Genomic DNA, 24,724 nt, shown 5'->3' on the forward strand with positions numbered 1-24,724 from the left:
AGTGGGTGCGGGGCTCCCGCGGGCAGAGAGAGGCCGCGATCCGGCGCGAACGGCTCCTTCGGCGGGGAGGCAGCAGCCGGTGGTGACGGATCGGGCGACACGGAGGGGCGGGCAGGAGCGCGGACGTCGGGAGGTCAGCGGTCGAGCGGCTCCGGGCGCGGCTGGGCGTGCTCCGGCAGGACGCCGAGGTGGTGGCGGCCTCGGAGACGGAACCAGGCGAGGCCGACGGTGACGACCGCGCCGACGACGATGAGGGCGATCCAGCGGAGGGGGCCGTCGCCGTAGACCTCGGTCCGGGGCCAGGCGAGGTTCACGGCCATCGCGGCGCCCCAGAGCACGGCGACGATGTTGACCGGCAGGCCCAGGCGGCCGAGCGAGAAGCAGCCGGTGGGCGCGTCGGCGGTGGGCCAGCGGCCACGCAGGCGGCGCAGCAGCAGGGGCACGGTGACCAGGAGGTAGGCGAGGTAGATCAGGATGACGGCGACGCTCGTCACGGCGGTGAAGATCTCGGGGGTGCCGATGTTGACGACGAGGATCAGCACGGCGAGGACGCCGATCAGGACGGCAGGGGCGACCGGGGTGCGGCGGCGCGGGTCGACGCGGGCGAGCAGGGCGCTGCCGGGCAGGGCGTTGTCGCGGGCCATCGCGAAGACCAGGCGGATGCCGGCGGTGTGCACGGCGAGGGCGCAGACGGTGATCGCGACCACGATGCAGCCGAGGAACACCGAGCCGAGCGGGCCGCCGAGCACCTGGAGGACCACGAGCTGCAGGCCGCCGGACGGGGAGCCGAGTGCGGGGTCGGCGAAGTCGGGGGCGGCGAGGAGGCCGAAGAGGATGATCAGGCCGCCGAGAACGAACGAGGCGGTGATCGCGCGGAGGATCGCGGTCGGGGCGGTGCGCCGGGGGTCGACGGTCTCCTCGCCGAGCGAGCCGGCGGTGTCGAAGCCGTACATCACGTAGGCGGAGGCGATCGCGGCGATGAGGAACGCGCCGAGGTAGCCGCCGGGGACGCCCTCGCCGCGGCCGGCCGTCTCGAGGACGACGCTCGGTGGGTTGACCGCATTGGCGGCGAGGACGACGACGAGCAGCACCGCGGCGAACAGCTCGATCAGCACGCCGACGCTGTTGATGCGGGCCATCAGCCGCACGCCGATCGCGTTGACGCCGGTCGTGAACGCCACCAGGATCGCGCCCCAGAGCACCGCGCTGACCCCGGCGCTCGTGCCGGTGCCGTCGCCGACGAGCTGGAAGCCGCGCCAGATCTGCGGGAGCGTGCTCTGGTACGCGAGCACGACGGCGGCGAGCGAGACGACGGAGGCGAGGGCCATGATCCAGCCGGCGAGCCAGCTCACGGTGGGGCCGGCCAGGCGCTTGCTCCAGTTGTAGACGGAGCCGGCGACCGGGTAGCGCGCGGCCAGCTCGGCGAAGCAGAGCGCCACCGCCAGCTGCCCGGCGAAGACCATCGGCCAGGACCACCAGTAGGCGGGGCCGCCGTTCGCGTAGCCGAAGGAGAAGAGCTGGAAGGTGCCGGTCAGGATCGAGATGTAGCTGACTCCCGCGGCGAAGCTGCCGAAGCGGCCGATGCCGCGGGTGAGGGTCTGCCGGTAGCCGGACTCGGCCATCCCGTCGTCGGACATCGGCGCCTCCATGCACGGGGTCGGGCGCGTGCCCGGCCAGGATGGCAGGCGCCGGCGGGAGGCGGGGTGCGGAAGCACGGAAGGGGGGTGGGGGCGGGTGGTGATGGGGCTGGGAGGAGAGGTCGGGCGCCTCTGCGCCTGGGCGGCGGGGTCTCGATACGCCGCTGGCGCGGCTGCTCGACCAGCAGGGAGGGGACGACTCCAGCGCGTCTGCTCCTCGCGTGGGTCAGCGCGGGGTCGGTGGGCCGAAGACGAGGATCAGCTCGGCGGGGGCGTCCGACTCGTTGGCGACTCCGTGGTGGCTGCCGGCCGGGGCGTAGAGGGCGTCGCCCGCGCGCAGCACGGCGCTCTCGCCGTCGACGGTCATCACGACCTCGCCGAGCACGACCACGTAGAGCTCGTCGGAGCTCTCGGGCGAGCAGCTGCCGGCGTCGCCCGCGAGGTGCACGTGCTCGCCCTCGGAGGTGCCCGGCTCGAGGTGGAAGCGCATCACCGAGCTCGGCAGTGCGGTCGTGGCGCGGAAGTAGTACTCCAGATCGAGCACGCCCGAGCCGCCGTAGAGCGGGCGGCGGCGCGCATCCTCGCCGGATCTCTGGATCTGCACGGGTCCCCCTCCTCGGTCGCGGCGGCGGACCGCGCACGTGCTTCCAGGATGGCGGGCGCGGGCGCCGCAGCGCGACCTCTCACTCCCCCTGCCGCCCCGTGAGCAGAACGTTACGGACCGGCAACGGCCGCGAAATCGGCCGGAGTCTGCGCCGGTGATGCACTGAGGCCACTCGCTCCACTTCACCCCCTCCCCCCGGAATGGATCACGATGCCCGACCTCTTCTCCCCGTACACGCTCAAGGGCGTGACCCTCCGCAACCGCATCGCGATGTCGCCGATGACGATGTACCGCTCGACCGACGGCAAGCTGGACGACTTCCACCTGATGTATCTCGGTGCCCGTGCGGCCGGCGGGTTCGGCCTCGTCTTCCCCGAGCAGATCGCGATCACGCCCGACGGACGCACCACAGTGCACTGCGCCGGCCTCTACGACGACGACCAGATCGAGGGCCACAAGCGCGTGGTCGACATGATCACGTCGATGGGCGGCGTCGCCGCGATCCAGCTCGGCCACACCGGCCGCAAGGGCAGCCTCGTCACCCCGTGGGAGGGCGGCGCCATGCTCCCGCCCGAGCACGAGTCCGGCTGGCAGACCCGCGCGCCCTCCGCGATCGCCTACGGCGGCGACATGCCCTACGTGCCGCGCGCGCTGACCGTCGACGAGATCGCGCAGCTGATGCAGGACTACGCCGACACCGCCGCGCGCGCCGTCGAGGCCGGCTACGAGTGGGTCGAGATGCACTTCGCGCACGGCTACCTCGGCAGCGAGTTCTTCTCGCCGCTCGCCAACCAGCGCACGGACGCCTACGGCGGCAGCCTCGAGAACCGCACCCGGTTCCACCTCGAGGCCCTCGACGCGGTGCGCGCGGTGCTCCCCGAGCGCATCCCCCTGACGATGCGGCTCGGCGTCGACGACCTGCACCCGGGCGGCGCGACCGTCGACGAGTCGATCACGGCGATCGGCTGGATGAAGGAGCACGGACTCGACCTGGCCGACGTGAGCATCGGCTTCAACACCGACGCCATGCAGGGCGACATCCCGATCGGCAAGCTGGGCGGCATGGTCGGCACGGCCACCCGGATCCGCGAGGAGGTGGGCATCCCGGTCGCCGCCAGCTGGAACCTCGGACAGCCCGAGATCGCCAACCGGGTGATCGAGGAGGATCTGCTCGATCTGGTCTACCTCGGCCGCCCCGCGCTGGCCAACGCGCACTGGCCGGTCTACGCGGCCCGCGCCCTCGGCTACGAGGACCCGTTCAGCCTCGTCCCCGAGGACTGGGCGTGGTGGCTCCGCAACCTGCGGGGCGCCTCCGAGGCGATCGGCTGGCCGGCCGCCGCCCCCACGCGGCTCGGCGCACCCGCCGTGACCGCGGCGGCGCCCGTCGTGCGGCAGTCGCACGAGGTCGTCGAGCTCGAGCCGGCGGTGGAGGAGGAGCGCGAGGTCGCGTGACGGCGCGCGGGAGGGGGACGCTCCTCCTCCCGCGCCCTCAGCCCAGAAGGGGCGCCGCGACCGGCGGGGTCACTCCGAAGGCCGACACGTCCTCGCTGGTCGCACCGTCGAGGGCGAGCTCGGCGAGCACGCGGCCGATGGTCGGCGTGAACTTGAAGGCGTGCCCGGCGCCGAGCCCGACCAGGATGTCGGGGTGCTCGTCGAGCGGGCCGAGGACGAAGCGGCGGTCCGGCGTCAGCGCGTACTGGCAGGTGACGGTGCGCAGCACCTCGCCGGCGGCGGGAATCACGGCGCCGACGAAGCCCGCCAGCTCCTCCAGCAGCTCGGCCGAGGGGACGAAGGTGCGCTCGCGCGGCGCCATCAGGTTGTCGGAGACGTCGCGCGCGGCCTTGATCGTCGGCTCGCCGTAGGTCGGGAAGCCGTAGAAGCAGTGCTCGTCCTCCCAGATCCAGACCGGGAAGCGCTCGCGGTCGAAGGCGCTCGGCTCGGGCGGCGCGAAGTAGCTGACCTGCTCCTGCATCGTGACGAGCGGGATCTCGGCGCCGAGCGGTGCGAGCAGCTCGTTCGTCCAGGCGTCCGCGGCGAGGATCACCTTGCCCGCGAGCACGTCACCGCCCGCGGTGCGCAGGACGACCCCGTCCTCGCCGGGGAGCAGCGCCTCGACCGGCGTGCGGTCGCGGATCACGGCGCCGTGCTGCCGGGCCCGCAGCTGCAGCACGGCGACCGTGCGGGCGGCGTGCACGATGCCGGAGTCGGCGGTGTACACCGTCTGCGTGCCCTCGGGCAGCGAGAACTGCGGCCAGCGCGAAGTGACCTCGGCCGGCGTGAGCAGCTCGAACGGGACTCCGCTCTCGGTGAGGCTCGACCGGAACGCCTCGGCGGAGTAGGGGCTGCCGGCCGGGAAGAACACCAGCCCGCCGGTGATCGTGACGAGCGACTCGCCCGACTCCGCCTCGAGGTCGGCCCAGTCGAGGTACGCCGACTGCGCGAGCCGGACGTACTCGGGGGCGCCGTAGGAGGTGCGCAGGATGCGCGAGGTGTCGTGCGAGGCGCCGCGGACGTGGCCGAGCTCGAACTGCTCGAACGCGACGACCCGGGCGCCGCGGCGGGCCAGGTGGTAGGCGGCGGCGCTGCCGAGAGCGCCCATTCCGACGACGGCGACGTCGAACTTCTCCATGCTGATGCTTCGCTTCCGTGGATCGGTGAGGGCCGCCGGGATCGACGGCTCGGGTGACAGGGTCAGAGGACCTTGGACAGGAACGCGCGGGTGCGCTCGTGCTGCGGGTCGGCGAGGATCCGCTCGGGCGGCCCCGACTCGACGACGACGCCGCCGTCCATGAAGGTCACCGTGTCGGCGACCTCGCGGGCGAAGCCGATCTCGTGGGTGACGACGATCATCGTCATGCCCTCGGCGGCGAGGTCGCGCATCACGTCGAGCACCTCGCCGACCAGCTCGGGGTCGAGCGCGGAGGTCGGCTCGTCGAAGAGCATCAGGCGGGGTCGCATCGCGAGCGCACGGGCGATGGCGACCCGCTGCTGCTGACCGCCGGAGAGCGAGCGCGGGTAGGCGTCCGCCTTGGCGCCGAGACCGACCCGGTCGAGCAGCACGCGGGCGCGTGCCGTGGCGTCCGGCACCTTCTCGCGGCGGACCAGGACGGGCGCCTCGATCAGGTTCTCCAGCACGGTGAGGTGCGGGAAGAGGTTGAACTGCTGGAAGACCATGCCGATCTCACTGCGCCGCGTCGCGATCTCGGCGTCGCGCAGCTCGTGCAGACGGCCGTTGTGGCGGCGGTAGCCGACCAGCTCGCCGGCGACGCTGATCGTGCCCGCGTCGATCTTCTCGAGGTGGTTGATGCAGCGGAGGAAGGTGCTCTTGCCCGAGCCGGACGGGCCGAGCAGGCAGGTCACCTCGCCCGGCGCGACGGTCAGGTCGATGCCGCGGATGACGAGGTTGCCGCCGTACTGCTTGTGCACGCCGGTCGCCTGGACCATGGGCGCGGTCACAGCGCTCCCTCCCCTCGGGCGGCGGGCCGCGGCCTCGCGCTCGCGAGCAGCGCCCCGAGCGGGGTCGGGCCCTGGACGATCCGGTCGCCGCGGGAGAAGCGCCGCTCGATCATCCGCTGGCCCGCGCTGAGGACCGTGGTGACGAGCAGGTACCAGAGGCTGACGGTGATGAGCAGCGGGATCACCTCGAAGTTGCGGGAGTAGATGGTCTGGGCGGCGAAGAGGATGTCGGGGATCGCGATCACGCTCACCAGTGACGTCGTCTTCAGCATCGAGATCGTCTGGTTGCCGGTCGGCGGGATGATGACCCGCATCGCCTGCGGCAGGACGATCCGGCGGAAGACCTGGGCCCTCCGCAGCCCGAGCGCCTCGGCGGCGTCGACCTGGCCGGGGTCGACCGAGAGCAGGCCCGCGCGGACGATCTCGGACATGTAGGCGCCCTCGTTGAGCCCGAGGCCGAGGATCGCGGCGAGGAACGGGCTGATCAGCACGTTGGTGTCGGCGCTGGCGAAGGTGGGGCCGAACGGGATGCCCAGGCTCAGCTCGGGGTAGAGCGCGGCGAGGTTGAACCAGAAGATCAGCTGCACCAGGAGCGGCGTGCCGCGGAAGAAGGCGACGAACGCGCCCGCCGCCGTGGCGACCACGAGCGTCTGCGACTGCCGGCCGACGGCCATCAGGACGCCGATGACGATGCCGACGACCATCGCGATCACGGTGAGCAGGAGCGTGGTGCCGAGTCCGCGGAGGATCCGCCCGTCGAGGAAGTAGCCGAAGACGCTGCCCCACTCGAAGTTCGGGTTGGTCGCGACCGAGTGGGCGAGCAGCGCCGCCAGCACGAGGATCACGACGGTCGCCGCCCGCCGGCCCCAGTGCCGGACGGGGACCACGGTCTCGGGCGGCGCGGTGGTCGTCGCGCGCTGCTCCACGGCGGTCATCCGCTGATCTGGGCCGGGTCGGTGTAGAGCTCGGCCTGCTCGACCGCGCCGACCTCGACGCCGAAGCGCTCGAGGTTCTCCTGGTAGTCGCCCGTCGTCATCAGGTGCTCGAGGGCGGCCTGGAAGGCGGGGGCCAGCTCGGAGCCGTCCGGGAAGGCGATGCCCCAGGGGCTCGGCTCGAAGTTGACGTCGAGCGCCTCGAGCGCGCCGTCGGACTGCTCGGCCTGGAAGACGGCCGGGGGGACGGCGCTGACCGTCGCGTCGACGCGGCCGGAGCTCAGGGCGAGCACGGCGTCGGCCGCGGTCGGGAAGGTCGAGATCTCGATCGCCGGCTCGCCCGTCTCGGTGCAGACGGCGTCCCACTTCGGGAGCGTGATGTCGTTCTCGGTCGAGCCCTTGAGCACGCCGACGGACTGGCCGCAGAGCGTGTCGATCGTGAGGTCGAGCGGATTGCCGCCCTCGACCAGCAGCGTGGTGCCGCCGAGGAAGTCGCTGACGAAGTCGACGGTCTCGAGCCGCTCGGCGGTGACGCCCAGTGCGGCCGCCGCGGCGTCGATCTTCTTCGAGGCCAGCGAGGGGAAGAGCGCGTCGAACTTGATGTCCTCGAAGACGACGTCGAGGCCGAGCACCTCGCCGATCAGGCGCATCTCCTCGGGCTGCGAGCCCGAGAGCGTGGTGCCGTCGTCCGCGAGGTCGAGCAGCGGCGGGTAGCCGGGGCCGCTCGCGATGCGGATCTCGCCGGCCGCGGCGATGTCCTCGGGCACCAGGTCGGCGATGCTCTGCTCGAACAGGGCGCTCGGCTCCGCGTCGGTCGTGGCGGCGGCGTCGGCCGAGCAGCCGGCGAGGAGGGCCGCGGAGGCGAGCACCGCGGTGACGACGGCGGCCCGGCGGGCGGGGCGCGGCGTGGCGCGGGGCGCTGTGCGGGTCGCGGGGCGGGGGACGGTCGGGTTCATGGGACTCCTAGGGCTGTGGGAAGCGTTCGTGGAGCGGGTGACGGCGCGCCGCCGTCGCGCTCGGCGGGCCGTCGTGACCGCCGCCGGGCGAGTGCGATCACTGTAGGAACGGCGGGTTCCGGCGCTGTTACAGTGCGTGCTGGCGGCGATTCGGGCGCCTCGGGATTGACGGTTCTGCAGAGGGGCGGCTCGTGAGCGGACGCGTGACGACGGGCCTGCGGGTGGTGCGGCTGCTCGGCGAGCGGCCGGATCCGACGGCGCCGCTCGGGGTCGGCGTGATCGCCGCCGAGCTCGGCGCGCCGCTCAGCTCGGTCTCGCGGCTGTGCGCGGAGCTGGAGCGGACGGGGCTGATCGAGCGCGGCGCGGACTACGGCAGCTACCGCCTGGGCGCGGTCGCCGTGCGGCTCTCGGGACGGGCCGCGGCGCCGGTCGCGCGGTCGCTCCGCTTCGCGCTGACGCTCGCCTCGCAGCAGACCGGCGAGACCGTCGTGCTGGCGGCCGGGGCACCAGGGGCGATGCGGGTGATCGGCAGCGTGCTCTCGTCGTGGACCCTGCACTCCCCCGCCGCGGTCGGCGAGCGGATCGACGACGCGGGCAGCGCGATCGCCCGCGCCGCGGATCCGCTGGGCCCGGGCGACGACGCGGTCGCGGAGACGACCGAGGGGCTGCGGGTCGAGATCGCGACGCCGCTGCTGACGCCCGCGGGTGAGTGCGCGGCGGTGCTGGCGGTGCGGATGCCGACGGTCCGGCTGCGCGAGAACGGGCCGCGGATCCGGCGGGCTCTGGCGGTCGCGCGGCGGAGCATCGAGGCGGGGCTGAGCGGCTCGCGGGAGGCGGGCGCGGGGCACGACACGGCGGACAGCGACGACGCGCTGGTCTCCACCACCCCCTCCGCCGGCGGCTCCGCGCTCCACGCGGTCCTCCCTCTCCTCCAGCACCTGGCCGACGGGCCGGACACCGCCGCCGGCGCCGCGCGGGCGACGGGCCTCCGCCGCGACCGCACCGGCCGGCTGCTCGAGGCCTGCGTCGCGGCGGGCGTGGTCGAGCGCGGCGGCGACGGGGAGTTCCGCGTCGCCTGGGTCGTGCACGGCTGGTTCCGGGCGGCGGCCGCTCCGCTGATCGTGTCGCGCGGCGGGCCGCTGGTCGCGGAGGCGGCGCGGAGTCTTCGCGCCTGCGCGTTCGTCACCGTGCTCGCGGGGATGCGCAGTCTCACGCTCGTGGAAGAACTCGAGCTGGCCGGCGACGGCCTCGCGATGATCCCCTGGCTCGGCCGCGCCCACCCGATCGTCGGCTCGGACGGCGGCCCCACCATGCTGATGGACCTCGAGCCGGACGAGCTGACCCAGCTGTTCCCGGCCCGGCACACCCCGCGCGACCTGACCCGGTTCCTCCGCCGGATGCAGACCGTCCGCCGCGACGGCGTCCTCTCGATGCAGGCCTACGACGACGCCGGCATGGTCTCCATCTCGGCCCCGATCCGCGACGCGAGCGGCGCGGTCGTGGCGGCGGCGTGCCTGGTGGGCATGGCCGATGACGTCACGGCGCGCTCGCGCGAGCTCGAGCGCGCGGCGATCCGGCTGGCGGAGGCGGTGTCGGCGGTGCTGCGCTGACGATGTCCGCGCGCGGGCGTGCACGACGAAGGCTGGAAGCCGCGAGAACCGGCCTTCCTCAGCCGATCGGGCCTTCCAGGCTCAAGTGCGCACGCCCACTTCCATCACAGAGCGCAGAGACTCCGGCGAGGAGCATCGAAGGCCCGACACCGCAGGTCAGCGGCTCCGCTCGTGACGCGGGATCTGCGTCAAATCGATGCCGAGGACGCTCCGGAGCTGCGCGGCGAACGCCCGCTCGAGGTCGGCGCAGACCGGGTCGCCCTCGGTCCAGATCCGCGCGGCCCGGCAGCTCGCCTCGATCCGCTCAGCGGTCGCGGCCCGCCACCACTGCGGGTCGGCGGCTGCGGCGAGGAGGCTGCGGGCGTCCTCGACCTCGCGCCGGTAGCGGGTGAGCAGTCCGCGCGTCCTCTCGGGGTCGGCCTTGGCCGCCCAGAGGTCGTCGATGTGGGACTGCAGTTCGGCGTCCCCGACGCGGCAGGCGTGGAGGACCAGCTCGCGCGCGTTCTCGAGTGGCGGGGTGCGGGTGTCGTCGAGGCCGGTCACGGTCACGGCCGGTCGCCCGTGATGCGTCGGGCTTCGGGGGGTCGGGGGTCCAGCAGAGTCGTCATCGAGATCCTTCGGCGCGCAGTCGGGGGCGGGGAGCGGCGGGGCCCGGCGACGTGCGTCCGGCCGGCCGCGAGGGAGTGGGGGCTCTCCTGCGGCGGACGAGCAGTGCCCTCGTCGCCACGGCCCGAGGGTCGGCGTCCGCGGGCGGGCGCCTTCTCGTGGGGCCGCGGGGGGATGCGACGACGGCCGACTCCGGACCCGCTCGTCGACGACGCTATCTGAACATCCCTTCAGACATCGAGGTGTTGACAGGGCGCCGGATCCGCGCGGGTGGACCGGTGGCGGGCTCCGATGCTCGGTCACACCCCGTTCCGTGTCCAGTCGCAGTGCGCCTCCCGCGCGAGTGGACCCGCGTCGGGCTCTGGCGCCCTCGCAGCCCCCGCTCCGCGTCCAGTCGACGCGGCAGCACGCGTCAGCGCGTCGTCGCCATCACGCGCAGGCGGCAGGCCAGCTCCAGGGCGAAGCGGGTGTCCGGGTCCTCGAGGTCCAGGGCAAGGGCCTGCTCGATGCGGCGCACGCGGTAGTTCACGGCGTTCGGGTGCAGCAGCAGCACCTCGCCGGCCCGGGCGAGGGAGTTGCGGTTGCTGAGGTACGCCAGCAGCGTCCGCACGGAGATGGCCGAGCGCTCAGCGCCGAGGGCGTCCAGCGGCGCGAGCACGTCGTCGAGCAGCGCGCGGCTGAGCGGCGATGCGTAGAAGTCGAGCAGCACCCGGCGCAGGCCCGTGACGTCGGTGACCTCCACCGCGCCGAGGCGGCCCGCGGCGACGGCCGAGCCGGCGGTGATCCGCGCCTCCGTCGCCGACTGCCGGAGCCCCGAGGCGCCCGACTGCGGCGTGCCGAGCCCGACCGTGAACGTCCAGCCCTCCCCCGCGACCGCGCCGCCGTACGCGATCAGCCGCTCGGCCACGTCGCGCACGCGCCGCTGGTGGTCCGGCGCGCCCGACTCCTCCGACGCCACCACCACCAGGTCGTCGTGGAAGACCGCGAGGTGCCAGACCTCGTCGCGGCCGTCGGTCAGCTGGAAGGCGTTCAGCTCGATCGCCGCGACCAGCGCCGCGGGGAGGCGGCGCTCGGCGTCGTCGCGGTGGCGCGGGGTGATCCAGGCGGCGGCGTGCGCGGAGGCGACCGGCAGCCCGGCCCGCGCGGCGTCCACCGCGAGCGCGTCGATGCGCGAGGACTCCGCCAGCAGCAGCTCGACCACGAGGTCGGCCCGGGAGCGCGCCGGCCCGAAGCGCACCTGCGACTCGCGCTGCAGCGCCCGCGAGAGCAGCGCGGCGATCACCGGCAGCGCGATCACCGCCGCGGTCTCCGGCTGCTCGGCGACCAGCCGCCCGACGGCGACCTCGCCGATGCAGACCGCGTCGGGGTCGCTCCAGGTGACGGCCGGGTCCTCGATCATCCGCAGCTCGATCCCGAGCGCCGCCGTCGCGGCGTCGAGCACGGCCGCGCGCGCATCGAGCGGGTCGCCGTCGCAGGCGGCCCGGGCGGCGGCGATCGCGAGCTCCGCCCGGCCCAGCGCCTCGGCCGCCCCGCCGCGCAGCAGCCGGTCGATCGAGACGGCCAGCTCGGAGGGCGGCGCGCTCGCCGTCAGCACCGGCAGCGCCCCGCGGTCGGCCAGCGAGCGCGAGGTCTCGGCCAGCGCCAGCTCGCCGACGAAGAGCAGCGCGGCGACCTCGGCCGCGATCGCCCGCCGGATGACGATGTCGATCTGGTACGCCCGCGGCTGCTCCGCGCCGTGCAGCACGATCACCAGGTGCCCGGGCAGCGCCTGCCCCACGTCCTCGAGCGCGAGCATCTCCACTCCGCTGAGCGAGACGCCCGCCGGGTCGCCCGCGCGGCAGACCATGCCGAACTGCTCGCCGTGCTCGAGGACGTGGAGGAGGGACGTCTGTGCCATGAGCACAATCATGGCCGTTTCCTCATGGTGACGGCACATTCCACCCGCTTGCACCGCTGGCTAGCCTCGGAGCATGAGCTTCACGCCCCCGGCCGGACCGAGCCCCGTCCGCCTGATCACCCGCGACGACGTCGCTCCCCTGGCCGCCGGCTGCGCGGTCTTCGGCACCGGCGGAGGCGGCTCGGTGCACGGCGCCCAGCTCTCGGTCGAGAACGCGATCGACGCCAACGGCCCGGTGCGCGTCGTCGGCGTCGAGGACCTCGGCCCGGACGACGCGGTCATCATCATGTCCGGGATGGGCGCCCCCTCGGTCGGCATCGAGATGCTCGGCTCGAGCAGCCAAGCGCACACGCTGCTGCGCGAGGTCGAGCGCCTGATCGGCCGCCCGGTCACCACTGTGATGGCGGCCGAGATCGGCGGCAGCAACGGCGTCGCGCCGGTCGGCTGGGCCGCGGAGCTCGGGCTCGCGGTGCTCGATGCGGACGGCATGGGCCGCGCGTTCCCGAAGGCCACGATGATCTCGATGAACGTCGCCGGGCTGCCGAGCGAGTTCGCGGTGATGAGCGACGTGGTCGGCAACGTCACCGTCCTCCGCACCGTCGACATCGCCTGGCTGGAGCGCCACGCCCGCGCCTTCACCGTCGCGGCCGGCGGCATCGCCCTCGGCGCGCACTACCTGCTCACCCACGAGACCGCCCCGGGCGCCGTGATCGAGGGCACCGTCAGCCGTGCGATCCAGGTCGGCCGCCGCCTGCTCGCCTCCGCCGACCCGGTGACCGACATCGCCGAGGAGCTCGGCGCGGCCGTGCTGATCGGCGGCAAGGTCATCGACATCGACCGCAGCACCGAGGGCGGCTTCACCCGCGGCTCCGTCACGATCGACGGCGTCGGCGCCGACCGCAGCCGGATGGTGCGGGTCGAGATCCAGAACGAGAACCTCGTGGTGATCGAGGACGGCGGCGTGGTCGTCAGCGTCCCCGACCTCGTCTCGATCCTCGACTCCGAGACCGGCGAGGCGATCTCGACCGAGATGCTCCGCTTCGGTCAGCGGGTCAGCGTGCTCGCCTGGGCCTGCGATCCGCTCTGGCGGACCCCGCGCGGGATCGAGCTGGCGGGCCCCGCCGCCTTCGACTTCGACTTCGACTACGTGCCGTTCGACGGCGCCGTGGCGGAGGTGGCCCGATGAGCGCCGCACTTCGCGATCTCTCCGTCGGCATCGACGTCGGCGGCACCAACACCGACGCCGTCGTGCTCGACGCCGACGGCGCCGTCACCGCCTGGACCAAGCAGGCCACCACCGAGGACGTCACCGGCGGCATCCGCGCCGCGCTCTCCGCGGTGCTCGGCGAGCTGGGCGCCGACCGCGACCGCGTCTCCCGCGTCATGCTCGGCACCACCCACGCCACCAACGCGATCGTCCGCCGCCGCGACCTCGGCCGCGTCGCCGTGATCCGCCTCGGCGCCCCCGCCTCGACCGAGTTCCCCTCGCTCTCCGGCTGGCCCGCCGACCTCCGCGACACCGTGCTCGCCGGCAGCCTGCTCGCCGGCGGCGGCCACCTGATCGACGGCTACCCGATCTCGCCGCTCGACGTCGACGGCATCCGCCGCTTCCTCGACTCGCTCGAGGGCCGCTTCGACGCGGTCGCCGTCTGCGGGATCTTCAGCCCCTCCTTCCCGGAGCAGGAGCTCGAGGTCGCCGCGCTCGTCGCCGACCACGTCGGCGTGGACCTGCCCGTCTCGCTCAGCCACGAGATCGGCGCGCTCGGCTTGCTCGAGCGCGAGAACGCGACCGTCCTCAACGCCGCGCTGCACGGCATCGCCCGCGACGTGACGCAGGGACTGCTCACCGTGGTCGACGAGGAGCGCCTCGACGCCGCCACCTTCTTCGCCCAGAACGACGGCACGCTGATGGCGGTCGAGTACGCGGCCCGCTACCCCGTGCTCACCATCGGCTCGGGGCCCGCCAACTCGATCCGCGGCGCCGCGTTCCTCTCCGGCGCCGACGACGCGATCATCATCGACATCGGCGGCACCACCAGCGACCTCGGCGTGCTCGTCGACCGCTTCCCCCGCGAGTCGACCCTGCCGCGCGAGATCGGCGGCGTCCGCACCAACTTCCGGATGCCCGACATCCTCAGCGTCGGCATCGGCGGCGGCACGATCGTCGACACGGCCACCGGCGTGCCGACCACCGACTCGGTCGGCTACCGCATCGCCCGCGAGGGCCTGCTCTTCGGCGGCGCGACCGCCACCCTCACCGACGCCGCCGCGATGCAGCTGCCCGGGATGATCCCCGGCAGGGCCCTCCCCGCGCTGGACCGCGCCACCCGCTCCGCCCTCGGCAACGCCCTCGCCGTGGCGCAGGACCGGATCGAGTCGGCCGTCGAGCGGATGTCGCTCGGCCGCGTCGGCCTGCCGCTCGTGGTCGTCGGCGGCGGCGGCTTCCTGGTCCCGGACCACGTGCACGGCGCGAGCGAGGTGCTCCGCCCCGACCGCGGCAACGTGGCCAACGCCGTCGGCGCCGCCATCGCCCTGGCCGGCGGCCGCGCCGACCAGCTGTGCGACCACGTCGACCGCGCCGCCGCGATCGAGGCGGCCGGCCGGATCGCGATCGAGCGCGCGATCCAGGCCGGCGCCGATCCGCGGCTCGTCGAGATCGTCGACGTGCTCGAGACGCCGCTGTCGTACTCGGCCAGCGCCTCGCTCAAAGTCTCCGTGAAGGCCGCGGGCCCGCTGGCCCTGATCGGGAGTCCTGCACCACTCGCCCTGCATTCCCCGAAGGACGCATCATGACCCGTTCTCCCCGCACCACAGCGCTCCGAGTCCCGGCCGTCGCCGCGGGCTCGCTGGTGGCGCTGCTCGCCCTGAGCGCCTGCTCGGCCCCCGCCGGCGGCTCCGCGTCCGGCGCCGACCCCGTCTCGGGCGGCACCTTCTCCCTCGCGATCAACGACGACCCGGGCAGCCTCAACCCGTTCACCGGCGTCTCGCTCGTGCAGCGCGCGATGGTCACCTTCGGCTACGACTCGCTGGCCTACACGACCCCCGAGGGCGAGGTCGTGCCCTTCCTCGCCGAGAGCTGGGAGAGCACGCCCACCTCGATCTCGTACACGCTGAAGGACGGCATCACCTGCGCCGACGGCACCCCCTTCACCGCCGAGACGGCCGCGGCGAACTTCGCCTACCAGGCGAACGCCGACAACGGCACGTTCTGGTTCGGCTCGAGCGTCACCGCCGACATGACGGCGACCGCGGACGGGAACGTCGTCACCGTCACCTCGACGGCCAACAACCCGTTCCTGCTCCAGGGCACCGGCAGCATCGAGATGGTCTGCCAGGCCGGCCTCGACGACCCGTCGACCCTGACCGACACCACCAACGGCACCGCTCTCTACGCGCTGACCGCGTCGAGCCCCGGCTCCGACTACACCTACACGAAGCGCGACGGCTACACCTGGGGCCCGGACGACGTCACCAGCGACACGGAGGGCCTGCCCGACGAGATCGAGGCGCGGGTGATCACCGACGAGGCGACCGCCGCGAACCTGCTGATCTCGGGCGAGCTCAACGCCGCCTCCGTCATCGGCGCCGACCGCCAGCGCCTCGACGCGGCGGGCCTGGACACCGAGGGCGTGCTCAACCCGATCGGCGAGATGCTCTTCAACGAGCGCGCCGACCGCCCCACCGCCGACGTCCGCGTCCGCCAGGCGCTGACCCTCTCGCTCGACCGCGACGCCGTCGGCGAGCTGGTCACCGACGGCAACGCCGTCGACTCGGTCTCGCTGGTCAACCAGATCCCGCTCACCTGCGTCGCCGGCGGCCCGGAGTGGACGCTGCCCGACACCGACGTGGACGCCGCCGGCGAGCTGCTCGACGAGGCCGGCTACCCGCTCGGCTCCGACGGACTGCGCGCGAAGGACGGCGAGCCGCTGACCATCCGCTTCCTCTACGACGCCGGAACCCCCTCGCACGGCGCCGCCGCCGAGGAGGTCCAGCAGGAGTGGAACGAGCTCGGCATCACGACCGACCTGGTCGCCGAGGACTCGGCCGGCTGGTCGACCGACCTCTACCAGAGCTACGACTGGGACACCGGCTTCATCCAGCTCGCCCCCTCCAGCCCCGTGGTGCTGAGCCTTTTCTTCCTCGGTGAGACGAGCGAGAACGGCGGCTACAACTTCATGGGCGTCTCGAACCCCGAGTACAACGCCCTCGCGACGCAGGCGCTCAGCGCCGGCAGCGCCGACGAGGCCTGCGGTGTCTGGAAGCAGGCCGAGTCCGAGCTGATCGAGCGGGTCGACGTCTTCCCGCTCGCCGAGACGGAGTCGCCGATGTACGTCAAGGGCGCGACCCTCGAGCGTCCCGGCACCGTCGCTCCCACCACGATCCGGATGCAGGGCTGACCATGACGATCCCCTCGGTGCGACCCACGGCCCCGCTGTCACCGGCCTCCCCGCCGAGCGCGCCCGCGGCCGGTCCGCGCCGGGGGGATCGTCTGCTCGGCGTGGTCGGCTCCCCGCGCCTCGCCTTCCTGCTCAAGCGGTTCGCCCGCGCGGCGGTCTCGCTGGTGATCGTGCTGATCGCCTCCTTCTTCATGGTCCACTTCGTGCCCGGCGACCCGGTGCGCGCGGCCCTGGGCCCGACGGCGCCGGCCGAGACCGTGGCGGTGCTGCGGAGCACCCTCGGCCTCGACCTGCCGATCGGCCAGCAGTTCGCGAACTACCTCGGCGGGCTGCTGCGCGGCGACCTCGGCACCTCGATCAGCACGCAGCGGCCGGTCGGCAGCACGCTGGCCGAGCGGCTGCCCGCCACGCTGACGCTCTCGGTCGTCGCCTTCGCGGTCGCCGCGCTCGGCGCGTTCCCGATCGGCGTCGCGACGGCGGTCTCGGCCCGCGCCGGCAAGCACCGCACGCTCGACCTCGGCGTCTCGGGCCTGCTCGGCGTCGTGATCGCGATCCCCAACTTCCTGCTGGCGGTCGTGCTGATCTGGCTGTTCAGCATCGTCGTGCCGCTCGCGCCGTCCGCGGGCTGGGGCGGCCCGGAGTACGCGGTGCTGCCGGTGCTCGCCCTCGCCATCGGCCCGCTCGCCTACCTCGCGCGGATCGTGCACGTCGAGATGGTGCGGGTCTTGGAGGCGCCGTACCTCACCACCGCGCGCAGCAAGCGGCTGCCGGGGCACCTGCTCTACCTCCGGCACGCGCTGCCCAACATCGTCACGGCGACGCTGACCGCGGGCGGAGTGGTGCTCACCGGCCTCGTCGCCGGCACGGTGCTGATCGAGACGGTCTTCGTCATCCCCGGCATCGGATCGACGATCGTCTCGTCGATCACCACCAAGGACTACCCGCTGATCCAGGGCATCGTGCTGATGTACGCCGTCCTGGTCCTCGCCGCCAACCTCGTCATCGACCTGCTGCTCGCCGCGCTCGACCCGCGGTCGGCCATCGCGGAGGCCTGAGCCATGAGCACTGCATCCCGTTCCGCTCGCCCGTCCCTGGCCCACCGGCTCCCGGAGTCGCTGCGCACCCCGCAGGGCGTCGCCGCCGCCGTCGGCCTCGTCCTGGTGATCCTCGCGACCGTCCTCGGCCCGATCCTCTTCGGCGACCTCGCCACCGAGCGCTCGATCGCCGACCGCCAGCAGGGCGCGAGCCTCGCGCACCCCTTCGGCACCGACGACCTCGGCCGCGACCTCCTCGCCCGCGTCGTCGTCGCCACCCGCGTCTCCGTGCTGCTCACCCTCGGCGCGACCGGCATCTCGGTCGTCGGCGGCGTGCTGCTCGGCGTCGTCGCGGTGCTGCTGCCCCGCCTGCTGCAGCGGCTGATCGCCGGCCTCATCGACATCCTGCTGTCCTTCCCCTGGCTGCTGCTCGCGCTGTTCTTCTCGGTGATCTGGGGCACGACCGCGGTCGGCGCGATGCTCGCCGTCGGCTTCGCCGGCATCCCGGTCTTCGCGCGGCTCACCAGCACGCTCGCGGCCTCGGTGTCGTCCAGCGACTACGTCCGCGCCGCCGGGATGCTCGGCAGCCGCCCGCTGCGGACGACCGCCCGGCACGTGGTGCCGAACATCCTGCCGCCGCTGCTGGTCAACTCGGCCGCGCACGCCTCCGTCACGCTGCTCTCCTTCGCCGCGCTGTCCTTCCTCGGCCTCGGCGTCCAGGCGCCCGAGTACGACTGGGGCCGGCTGCTCAACGAGGGCGCGAAGCGGATCTACGTCGATCCGATGGCCGCGATCGGCCCCGGCATCGCCGTGGTGCTGGTGGGCGTCGTCTTCGCGCTGCTCGGCGAGGTCTTCAGCGAGTCGTCCTCGCGCCGCCGCCCGGTCAAGGCCGTGAAGCGCCGGCGCTCGGACGAGGTCGTCGCGCCCGTCACGGACGCGATGCCCGTCGTCGAGATGTCCGGGCTGCGCGTGGCGTTCCCCGGCCGTGACGGCGCGATGACCGAGCGCGTCCACGGCGTCGACCTGATGATCCTGCCCGGCGAGACCGTCGGCATCGTCGGGGAGAGCGGCTCGGGCAAGTCGGTCACGGCGAGCGCCGTCGCCGGGCTGCTCGGCCCAGACGCACTGGTCACCAGCGAGCAGCTCGTCTTCCGCGGCATCGACATGACCGCGGTGCCCAACGCCGCCGAGCGCCGCCGCCTCGGCCTCGAGCAGGCGATGATCTTCCAGGACCCGCTGACCTCGCTCAACCCGGCGCTCACCATCGGCCGCCAGCTGCGCGAGGCGAGCGAGGTGCACGCCCGCACCCCGCGCGCCGAGTCGCTGCGCCGCGCGATCGACAAGCTGAACCTGGTGCGCATCCCGGACGCCGAGAAGCGGGTCGGCCGGCTGCCGCACGAGTTCTCCGGCGGCATGCGGCAGCGGGCGATGATCGCGATGGGCCTGATGGGCACGCCGCGGCTGCTGATCGCGGACGAGCCGACCACCGCGCTCGACGTCACCGTGCAGCGGCAGGTGATGCAGGCGCTGCGCGAGGCGCAGACCGCGACCGGAGCGGCGATCCTCTTCATCTCGCACGACATCGCGCTGGTCAGCGGCTTCTGCGACCGGATCGTGGTGATGCGCGACGGTCGGGTGGTCGAGGAGATCGCCGCAGACCGCCTCGACGAGGCGCGGCACCCCTACACGCGCGGGCTGATCGCCTGCGTGCCGGACATGGCGACCGACCGGAGCGCGCTGCTCCCGGTGATCGCGGCGATCGACGAGGAGCCGCCTTCCGCGGACCGGACCGCCCACGACCTGCCCGCCCACGACCAGGAGGCACTGACCGCATGAGCGAGCTGCGCTACGAGGCGGTGACCGTGCGCTTCGGCCACGGCCGCTCGGCGACCACGGCCGTCGACGCCGTGGACCTGACGGTCCGCCCCGGCACCACCCACGGACTGGTCGGCGAGTCCGGCTCCGGCAAGTCGACGGTCGCGCGGGTCGCGGTCGGCCTCACCCCGCTGCACTCCGGCCGCATCCTGCTCGACGGCGTCGACATCACCAGCCGCGAGCCGTCGGCCCGGGCCGCGCGCCGCCGGGTGCAGATGGTGTTCCAGGACCCGCTGTCCGCACTCGACCCGCGGATGAGCGTCGGCGCCTCGATCGCCGAGGGGCTGCTCGCGACCGGCCGGCGCCACTCCACCGCCGCCCGCGACGACCGCGTCCGCGAGCTGCTCGACCTGGTGCACATCGACCCGGCGCGCGCCGACGACCGCCCGACCGCCTTCTCCGGCGGGCAGCGCCAGCGGATCACGATCGCCCGGGCGCTGGCCGCCGAGCCGCAGGTGCTGATCGCCGACGAGATCACCTCGGCGCTCGACGTCTCGGTGCAGGGCGTGGTGCTCAACCTCCTCCGGGAGCTGCAGCAGAGACTCGACCTCACGATGCTCTTCATCTCGCACAACCTCGCCGTCGTCCGCTACGTCAGCGACGAGGTCTCGGTGATGCGCGGCGGGCGCCTCGTCGAGCACGGCACGACCGACACCGTGCTGTCCGATCCCGCCGACCCGTACACGAGGCAGCTGCTCCGGGCCGTGCCCGTGATGGGCCGGCCTCTCGACCTGGAGGACGCATGACCGAGCTCCTGATCCGCTCCGCTCGCTTCGCAGGGCAGGACGCCCCCGCCGACCTGCTGCTGCGCGACGGCGCGATCGCCGAGATCGCCCCGGCCGGCACGCTGCCGGGCAGCACCGAGGCGCTCGACGCCGACGGCCGCTTCGTCGCGCCCGGCTTCTGGGACGCGCACGTGCACTTCACCCAGTGGGTGGTCCGCCGGCAGCGGGTCGACCTCGCCCCCGCGGCGAGCGCCGCCGAGGCCGTGGCGATCATGCGCGCGGCGCTGCCGGTGCGCGAGGACGCCGTGCTGATCGGCTACGGCTTCCGCGACGGACTGTGGACGGACGCGCCGACCCGCGCCGCCCTCGACGCGATCGCGCCCGAGCGCCCGGTCGTCCTGATCAGCGGCGACCTGCACTGCGGCTGGCTCAACAGCGCGGCCGGCCGGCGCTTCGGCCTGTCGATCCCGGAGGACGGGGTGCTGCGCGAGACGGAGTGGATCGGCACGCTCGACCTGATCGACGCCGTCGGCCTGCCCTCCGTCGCCGCCTACCGCGAGACCGCCGAGGCCGCCGCGGCGCGCGGAGTCGTCGGCATCGTCGAGTTCGAGAACGCCGACAACTCCCGCGCCTGGCCGGACCGCATCGCGGAGGGCGTCTCGTCCCTGCGCGTCGAGACCTCGGTCTGGCCCGACCGGCTCGACGACGCGATCGCCCGCGGGCTGCGCACCGGCGACGCCCTCGATCCGGCCGGCCTCGCCCGGATGGGCCGCCTCAAGATCGTCGTCGACGGCTCGCTGAACACCCGCACCGCCTACTGCTTCGACCCCTACCCCGGGATCGCCGCCGACCACCCGCACCCCTGCGGCGTGCTGAGCGTCGCGCCCGAGGAGGTGGAGGGCCTGCTGGTCCGCGCCCGCGACGCCGGCATTCTCCCGGCCGTGCACGCCATCGGCGACCGCGCGAACGCCGAGGTGCTCGACGTCTTCGAGCGGCTCGGCCTCGCGGGCACGATCGAGCACGCCCAGCTCGTCGCGGCCGAGGACTTCGCGCGCTTCGGCCGCCTCGGGCTCGTCGCGAGCGTGCAGCCGGAGCACGCGATGGACGACCGCGACGTCGCCGACCACCACTGGGCCGGCCGCACCGACCGCTCCTTCGCCTTCGCCTCGCTGCACGCGGCCGGCGCGACGCTCGCCCTCGGCTCCGACGCGCCCGTCGCCCCGCTCGACCCGTGGATCTCGCTGGCCGCCGCCGTCAGCCGCCGCCGCGACGGCCGCGAGGCCTGGCACCCGGCCGAGCGGCTGCCGTTCGACGTCGCGCTCGCGGCGAGCACCCGCGGGGCGACCGTCGCCGTGGGAGCCGCGGCCGACCTCGTGCTGCTCGACCGCGACCCGGCGACCGCCGACGACGCGGAGCTGCGCACGACACCCGTCGCGGCGACCCTCCTCGGCGGCCGGCCGACCTGGTCCGCGCTCTGACGGACTCTCCTCCACAGGGCCGTGCCGGACCGATGTCCTCCACAGGCCGACTCTCCTCCACAGGCAGCGCAGACCCACCCGTTCTCCACAGGACACCTCTCCTCCACAGGCCGCTCAGACCCGGCCGTTCTCCACAGCCACTCGCTCCTTCCCGACAGGACCCTCCCGCCATGCCCCTGATCACCACCCCGGCCGGCATCGCCGTGCACTACGAGACGACGGGCGACCCGTCCGGCCGCCCGCTCGTCCTGCTGCACGGCGGCGGCGCCCAGCTGATCGGCTGGGACGACCGCTTCTGCGAGCTGCTCGCCGAGCACGGCTTCTTCGTCGTCCGCACCGACAACCGCGACGTCGGCCTCAGCCAGGCGACCGGCGGCCCGGAGGACACCACGGCCGGCTACGACCTCGCGGACATGGCGCTCGACGTCGTCGCCGTGCTCGACGAGCTCGGGATCGCGCGCGCGCACCTCACCGGCATGTCGATGGGCGGCTACATCGCGCAGCTGGTCGCGATCCTGCACCCGGAGCGGGTCGCCTCGCTCGGCCTGATGTCGACCTCGCTCAGCTCGGCGCCGGAGTTCCTGGTCGGCGAGCACACCGGCGAGCCGATCACCGAGGTCCCGGAGTCGCTCGACCGCGACGCCTACATCGCCATGTTCGTCGGCGGCCAGCGGCACTACCAGTCGCCCGGCTTCCCCTTCGACGAGGCGGCGAGCGCCGCCCTCGGCGCCCGCTACTACGACCGCGCCTACACCCCGACCGGGCTGATCCGGCAGTGGAACGCGCTGCTGCGCGGACCGCTCGAGCGGCGGGAGGCGATGGCGAAGGTCACCGTGCCGGTCGCCGTCCTCCACGGCCGCGGCGATCAGAGCCTGCACTGGAGCGCCGCGCTCGAGACCGCGCGGATCCTGCCCCAGGCCGAGCTGCACCTCTACGAAGAGATGGGTCACGACATCCCGGTGGAGCTCTGGCCCGAATTCGCTGCGATCCTGGCTCGGACCGCCGCCCGCGCCGAGAGGACCGCCGATGCGTGAGAGCACCGAGTACGCGATGACCGACCCCGCCGAGATCCGCGCGCTGATCCGCGCGACGCCCTGGGCGACGATGGTCAGCGCGACCGAGGAGGGCGTCGTCGTCTCGCACTACCCGTTCCTGCTGAAGGAGCCGCTCCCCGGCGCCGACCCCGACGAGCTCGTGCTGGTCAGCCACGTCGGCCGGCCCGACGAGCGCGCCCACCGGCTCGGCGAGTCCGAGCTGGCCGTCGTCTTCCAGGGCCCGCACGGCTACGTCTCGCCCAGCTGGTACGGCGTCGCGCGGGCGGTGCCGACCTGGAACTTCGCCGCCGTGCACGTCTGGGGCGTGCCCGAGCTGCTCGGCGACGAGGAGAACCTCGCCGTGCTGGAGCGGCTCGTCGACCACTTCGAGGACGAGCTGCCCGAGCCGTTCCGCCTCCGGATCAGCGCCGAGAACTCGGCCTACGCCGAGCGGATCGTGCACGGCACGGTCGGCTTCCGGCTCCGGGTCACCCGGCTCGAGGCCAAGGAGAAGATGAGCCAGGACAAGCCGGCCGAGGTCGTCGACCGGGTCACCGCGGCGCTGGACGCGCCGGGGCCGTACTCGAACCCCGCGCTCGCCCAGCGGATGCGCCGCGTGCACGCCTCGATGCGGCCGGAGACTCCGCAGTGATCCCCGGCCTCCACGACGACCTGGTCCGCCTGCGCCGCCGCCTGCACGCCGACCCCGAGCTCGGCCTCGCCCTGCCGCGCACCCAGGCGCTGCTGCTCGAGGAGCTGGCCCCGCTCGGCCTCGAGATCACGAACGGCCGCGCCCTCGGCTCGATCACCGCCGTCCTCCGCGGCGGCCGCCCCGGACCGGTCGTCCTGCTGCGCGCCGACATGGACGCGCTCCCCGTCGTCGAGGCGACCGGGCTGCCCTTCGCCGCGACGAACGGCGCGATGCACGCCTGCGGTCACGACCTGCACATGGCCGGGCTGATCGGCGCGGCCCGCCTGCTCGCCGCCCGCCGCGACGAGCTCGCCGGCACCGTCGTCCTGATGCTCCAGCCCGGCGAGGAGGGCTTCGCCGGCGGCCGCCTGATGATCGAGGAGGGCGTCCTCGACGCCGCCGGCGAGCGCCCGGTCGCCGCCTTCGCGATGCACGTCGACTGCTCCACCGACTCCGGCCTCTTCGTCACCCGCTCCGGCCCGATGATGGCGAGCGCCAGCGGCATGCGGATCACCGTGACCGGCACCGGCGGGCATGCCGCGTTCCCGCACCTCGCCGTCGACCCGATCCCCGCGGCGGCCGCCCTGGTGCAGGCCCTGCAGACCTTCGTCGCCCGCCGCGTCCCGGCGACCGACCCCGCCGTCGTCTCGGTGGTCAGCATCGTCAGCGACTCGACCGCGCCCAACGTCCTGGCTGCACGGGTCGAGCTGATGCTCAACATCCGCACGCTCTCGCGGGACACCTTCGCCCTCGTGCGCTCCTCGCTCGCCGAGCTCGCCGCCGGCGTCGCCGCGGCGCACGGCTGCGGCGTCGAGACCGAGTTCATCGACTCCTACCCCGTCACCCACAACGACCCGGAGGAGACCGAGCGCGTGATCGCCGCACTCACCACCCGGCACGGCGCCGACCGCGTGCTCCGCCTCCCCGCGCCGTCGATGGCGTCGGAGGACTTCGCCTACGTCCTCGACGAGATCCCCGGCACCCTCCTCTTCCTCGGCACCCGCCCGCCCGGTGTCCCGGCCGAGGGAGCGCCGTCGATGCACTCCGAGTCGGCGGTCTTCGACGACGCGCTGCTCGGCCTGCACGCCGAGACGCTCGCGCAGCTGGCGCTGGACCGGCTAGCCCTGACCGCGGACGCGCCGAGTCCCGCCGAGGCGCTCGCGTGACCCGCTACCGCGCCGTCTCCCCCGACGCACTGCGGGCCGTCCTCGGCGAGCCCGAGCAGCCCGCCCGCGACAAGATCATGGACCGGCTCGACCGCAGCTGCCGCGTCTTCCTCGCGCACTCGCCGTTCGCCTGCCTCTCCACCAGCGACGCCGCCGGCCGCTGCGACAGCTCGCCGCGCGGCGACCGTCCCGGCTTCGTCCGCGCGATCGACGACCGAACCGTGGTGATCCCTGACCGCCTCGGCAACCGCCTCGGCGACTCCTTCTCCAACATCCTCGAGAACGGCCACGTCGGCCTGGTCTGCTTCGTGCCCGGCATGACCGAGACGCTCCGGATCAACGGCTCGGCGTACGTGACCGACGACCCGGAGCTGCTCGCGATGCTCGAGCAGGACCACGTCGTCCCGGACCTCGCCACCGTCGTCGAGATCGAGCAGGTCTACCTGCACTGCGGCCGGGCCCTGCTGCGCTCGCGGCTCTGGGACCCGGAGATGCAGGACCTCGCCGAGGAGGTTCCGAGCGCCGGTACGATGTGGGCCGAGGCCTCCAGGCTGAGCGCCGAGGTCGCGCGCGCGATCGACGACGCCTCGGACCTCGGCTACCGGACGCTGTACTGACGTGGCGGC

Annotated in this window: 21 protein-coding genes; 13 read left to right on the top strand and 8 right to left on the bottom strand. The window is 73.8% G+C overall.

The features are described 5' to 3' along the window. Positions 1-134: 134 nt before the first annotated feature. Together MT355_RS19035 and MT355_RS19040 are read right to left on the bottom strand one after the other, a co-directional pair. Positions 135-1,637, bottom strand: a complete 1,503-nt coding sequence (locus tag MT355_RS19035) for an APC family permease (protein WP_243600727.1) — start codon at positions 1,635-1,637, stop codon at positions 135-137. Between the two features lie 226 nt (positions 1,638-1,863). Further along, on the bottom strand, positions 1,864-2,241 hold the full coding sequence (locus MT355_RS19040) for a cupin domain-containing protein (RefSeq protein ID WP_127887753.1): 378 nt from the start codon (positions 2,239-2,241) through the stop codon (positions 1,864-1,866). A gap of 210 nt (positions 2,242-2,451) precedes the next feature. Here MT355_RS19040 and MT355_RS19045 point away from each other — a divergent pair, with 210 nt between their 5' ends. Continuing rightward, the gene (locus tag MT355_RS19045; protein ID WP_243600728.1) at positions 2,452-3,693 is read left to right on the top strand and encodes an NADH:flavin oxidoreductase/NADH oxidase; all 1,242 of its coding nucleotides are present in this window, start codon (positions 2,452-2,454) and stop codon (positions 3,691-3,693) included. Between the two features lie 37 nt (positions 3,694-3,730). On the opposite strand, the gene solA is transcribed toward MT355_RS19045, so the two are convergent. The 4 genes from solA to MT355_RS19065 all read right to left on the bottom strand — a co-directional run bounded on the left by solA (position 3,731) and on the right by MT355_RS19065 (position 7,585). Continuing rightward, on the bottom strand, positions 3,731-4,870 hold the full coding sequence (gene solA, locus MT355_RS19050) for an N-methyl-L-tryptophan oxidase (RefSeq protein ID WP_243600729.1): 1,140 nt from the start codon (positions 4,868-4,870) through the stop codon (positions 3,731-3,733). A gap of 62 nt (positions 4,871-4,932) precedes the next feature. Then, positions 4,933-5,697, bottom strand: coding sequence for an amino acid ABC transporter ATP-binding protein (locus MT355_RS19055; protein WP_308197440.1), 765 nt, complete (start codon positions 5,695-5,697; stop codon positions 4,933-4,935). Beyond that, entirely contained in the window at positions 5,694-6,632 is a 939-nt protein-coding gene (locus tag MT355_RS19060) for an amino acid ABC transporter permease (protein WP_243600730.1), read from the bottom strand. The genes MT355_RS19055 and MT355_RS19060 overlap by 4 nt, the downstream gene beginning before the upstream one ends. Continuing rightward, on the bottom strand, positions 6,629-7,585 hold the full coding sequence (locus MT355_RS19065) for an ABC transporter substrate-binding protein (RefSeq protein ID WP_243600731.1): 957 nt from the start codon (positions 7,583-7,585) through the stop codon (positions 6,629-6,631). The genes MT355_RS19060 and MT355_RS19065 overlap by 4 nt, the downstream gene beginning before the upstream one ends. A 191-nt stretch (positions 7,586-7,776) precedes the next feature. On the opposite strand from MT355_RS19065, the gene MT355_RS19070 reads away from it, so the two are divergent. Beyond that, positions 7,777-9,195: a helix-turn-helix domain-containing protein gene (locus MT355_RS19070; RefSeq protein ID WP_243600732.1), complete on the top strand. Its 1,419-nt coding sequence runs from the start codon at positions 7,777-7,779 to the stop codon at positions 9,193-9,195. A gap of 156 nt (positions 9,196-9,351) precedes the next feature. Here MT355_RS19070 and MT355_RS19075 read toward each other — a convergent pair whose 3' ends face one another. After that, a complete protein-coding gene (locus MT355_RS19075) occupies positions 9,352-9,744 on the bottom strand; it encodes a hypothetical protein (protein ID WP_243600733.1) in 393 nt (130 codons plus the stop codon). Positions 9,745-10,213: 469 nt separating this feature from the next. Beyond that, positions 10,214-11,698 (bottom strand): CdaR family transcriptional regulator, encoded by a 1,485-nt coding sequence (locus MT355_RS19080; protein ID WP_243600734.1) that lies wholly within the window; start codon positions 11,696-11,698, stop codon positions 10,214-10,216. Positions 11,699-11,771: 73 nt separating this feature from the next. Between MT355_RS19080 and MT355_RS19085 the strand changes: the two genes are divergently transcribed. The 11 genes from MT355_RS19085 (at position 11,772) to MT355_RS19135 (ending at position 24,715) form a co-directional block, all read left to right on the top strand. Further along, a complete protein-coding gene (locus tag MT355_RS19085; RefSeq protein WP_208322988.1) occupies positions 11,772-12,884 on the top strand; it encodes a DUF917 domain-containing protein in 1,113 nt (370 codons plus the stop codon). After that, positions 12,881-14,491 carry a hydantoinase/oxoprolinase N-terminal domain-containing protein gene (locus MT355_RS19090; RefSeq protein ID WP_132436526.1) on the top strand — a complete coding sequence of 537 codons (1,611 nt, stop codon included), beginning with the start codon at positions 12,881-12,883 and terminating at the stop codon, positions 14,489-14,491. Before MT355_RS19085 ends, MT355_RS19090 begins: the two co-directional genes overlap by 4 nt. After that, positions 14,488-16,095, top strand: a complete 1,608-nt coding sequence (locus tag MT355_RS19095; protein ID WP_243600735.1) for an ABC transporter substrate-binding protein — start codon at positions 14,488-14,490, stop codon at positions 16,093-16,095. Before MT355_RS19090 ends, MT355_RS19095 begins: the two co-directional genes overlap by 4 nt. Positions 16,096-16,196: 101 nt before the next feature. Next, entirely contained in the window at positions 16,197-17,150 is a 954-nt protein-coding gene (locus MT355_RS19100; protein WP_243600736.1) for an ABC transporter permease, read from the top strand. A gap of 3 nt (positions 17,151-17,153) precedes the next feature. Further along, positions 17,154-18,965, top strand: coding sequence for a dipeptide/oligopeptide/nickel ABC transporter permease/ATP-binding protein (locus tag MT355_RS19105; RefSeq protein ID WP_243600737.1), 1,812 nt, complete (start codon positions 17,154-17,156; stop codon positions 18,963-18,965). Beyond that, entirely contained in the window at positions 18,962-19,750 is a 789-nt protein-coding gene (locus tag MT355_RS19110; protein ID WP_243600738.1) for an ABC transporter ATP-binding protein, read from the top strand. The genes MT355_RS19105 and MT355_RS19110 overlap by 4 nt, the downstream gene beginning before the upstream one ends. After that, complete coding sequence (locus MT355_RS19115) at positions 19,747-21,207, top strand: amidohydrolase (protein WP_243600739.1); 1,461 nt, start codon at positions 19,747-19,749, stop codon at positions 21,205-21,207. Before MT355_RS19110 ends, MT355_RS19115 begins: the two co-directional genes overlap by 4 nt. A 170-nt stretch (positions 21,208-21,377) precedes the next feature. After that, entirely contained in the window at positions 21,378-22,241 is an 864-nt protein-coding gene (locus MT355_RS19120) for an alpha/beta fold hydrolase (RefSeq protein WP_243600740.1), read from the top strand. Further along, positions 22,234-22,893 (top strand): FMN-binding negative transcriptional regulator, encoded by a 660-nt coding sequence (locus MT355_RS19125; protein WP_243600741.1) that lies wholly within the window; start codon positions 22,234-22,236, stop codon positions 22,891-22,893. The genes MT355_RS19120 and MT355_RS19125 overlap by 8 nt, the downstream gene beginning before the upstream one ends. Beyond that, positions 22,890-24,098 carry a M20 family metallopeptidase gene (locus tag MT355_RS19130; protein ID WP_243600742.1) on the top strand — a complete coding sequence of 403 codons (1,209 nt, stop codon included), beginning with the start codon at positions 22,890-22,892 and terminating at the stop codon, positions 24,096-24,098. The genes MT355_RS19125 and MT355_RS19130 overlap by 4 nt, the downstream gene beginning before the upstream one ends. Beyond that, complete coding sequence (locus tag MT355_RS19135) at positions 24,095-24,715, top strand: MSMEG_1061 family FMN-dependent PPOX-type flavoprotein (RefSeq protein WP_243600743.1); 621 nt, start codon at positions 24,095-24,097, stop codon at positions 24,713-24,715. Before MT355_RS19130 ends, MT355_RS19135 begins: the two co-directional genes overlap by 4 nt. Positions 24,716-24,724 lie beyond the last annotated feature (9 nt).

It is taken from the genome of Rathayibacter sp. VKM Ac-2929 (assembly GCF_022815495.1).
Lineage (GTDB): Bacteria > Actinomycetota > Actinomycetes > Actinomycetales > Microbacteriaceae > Rathayibacter > Rathayibacter festucae.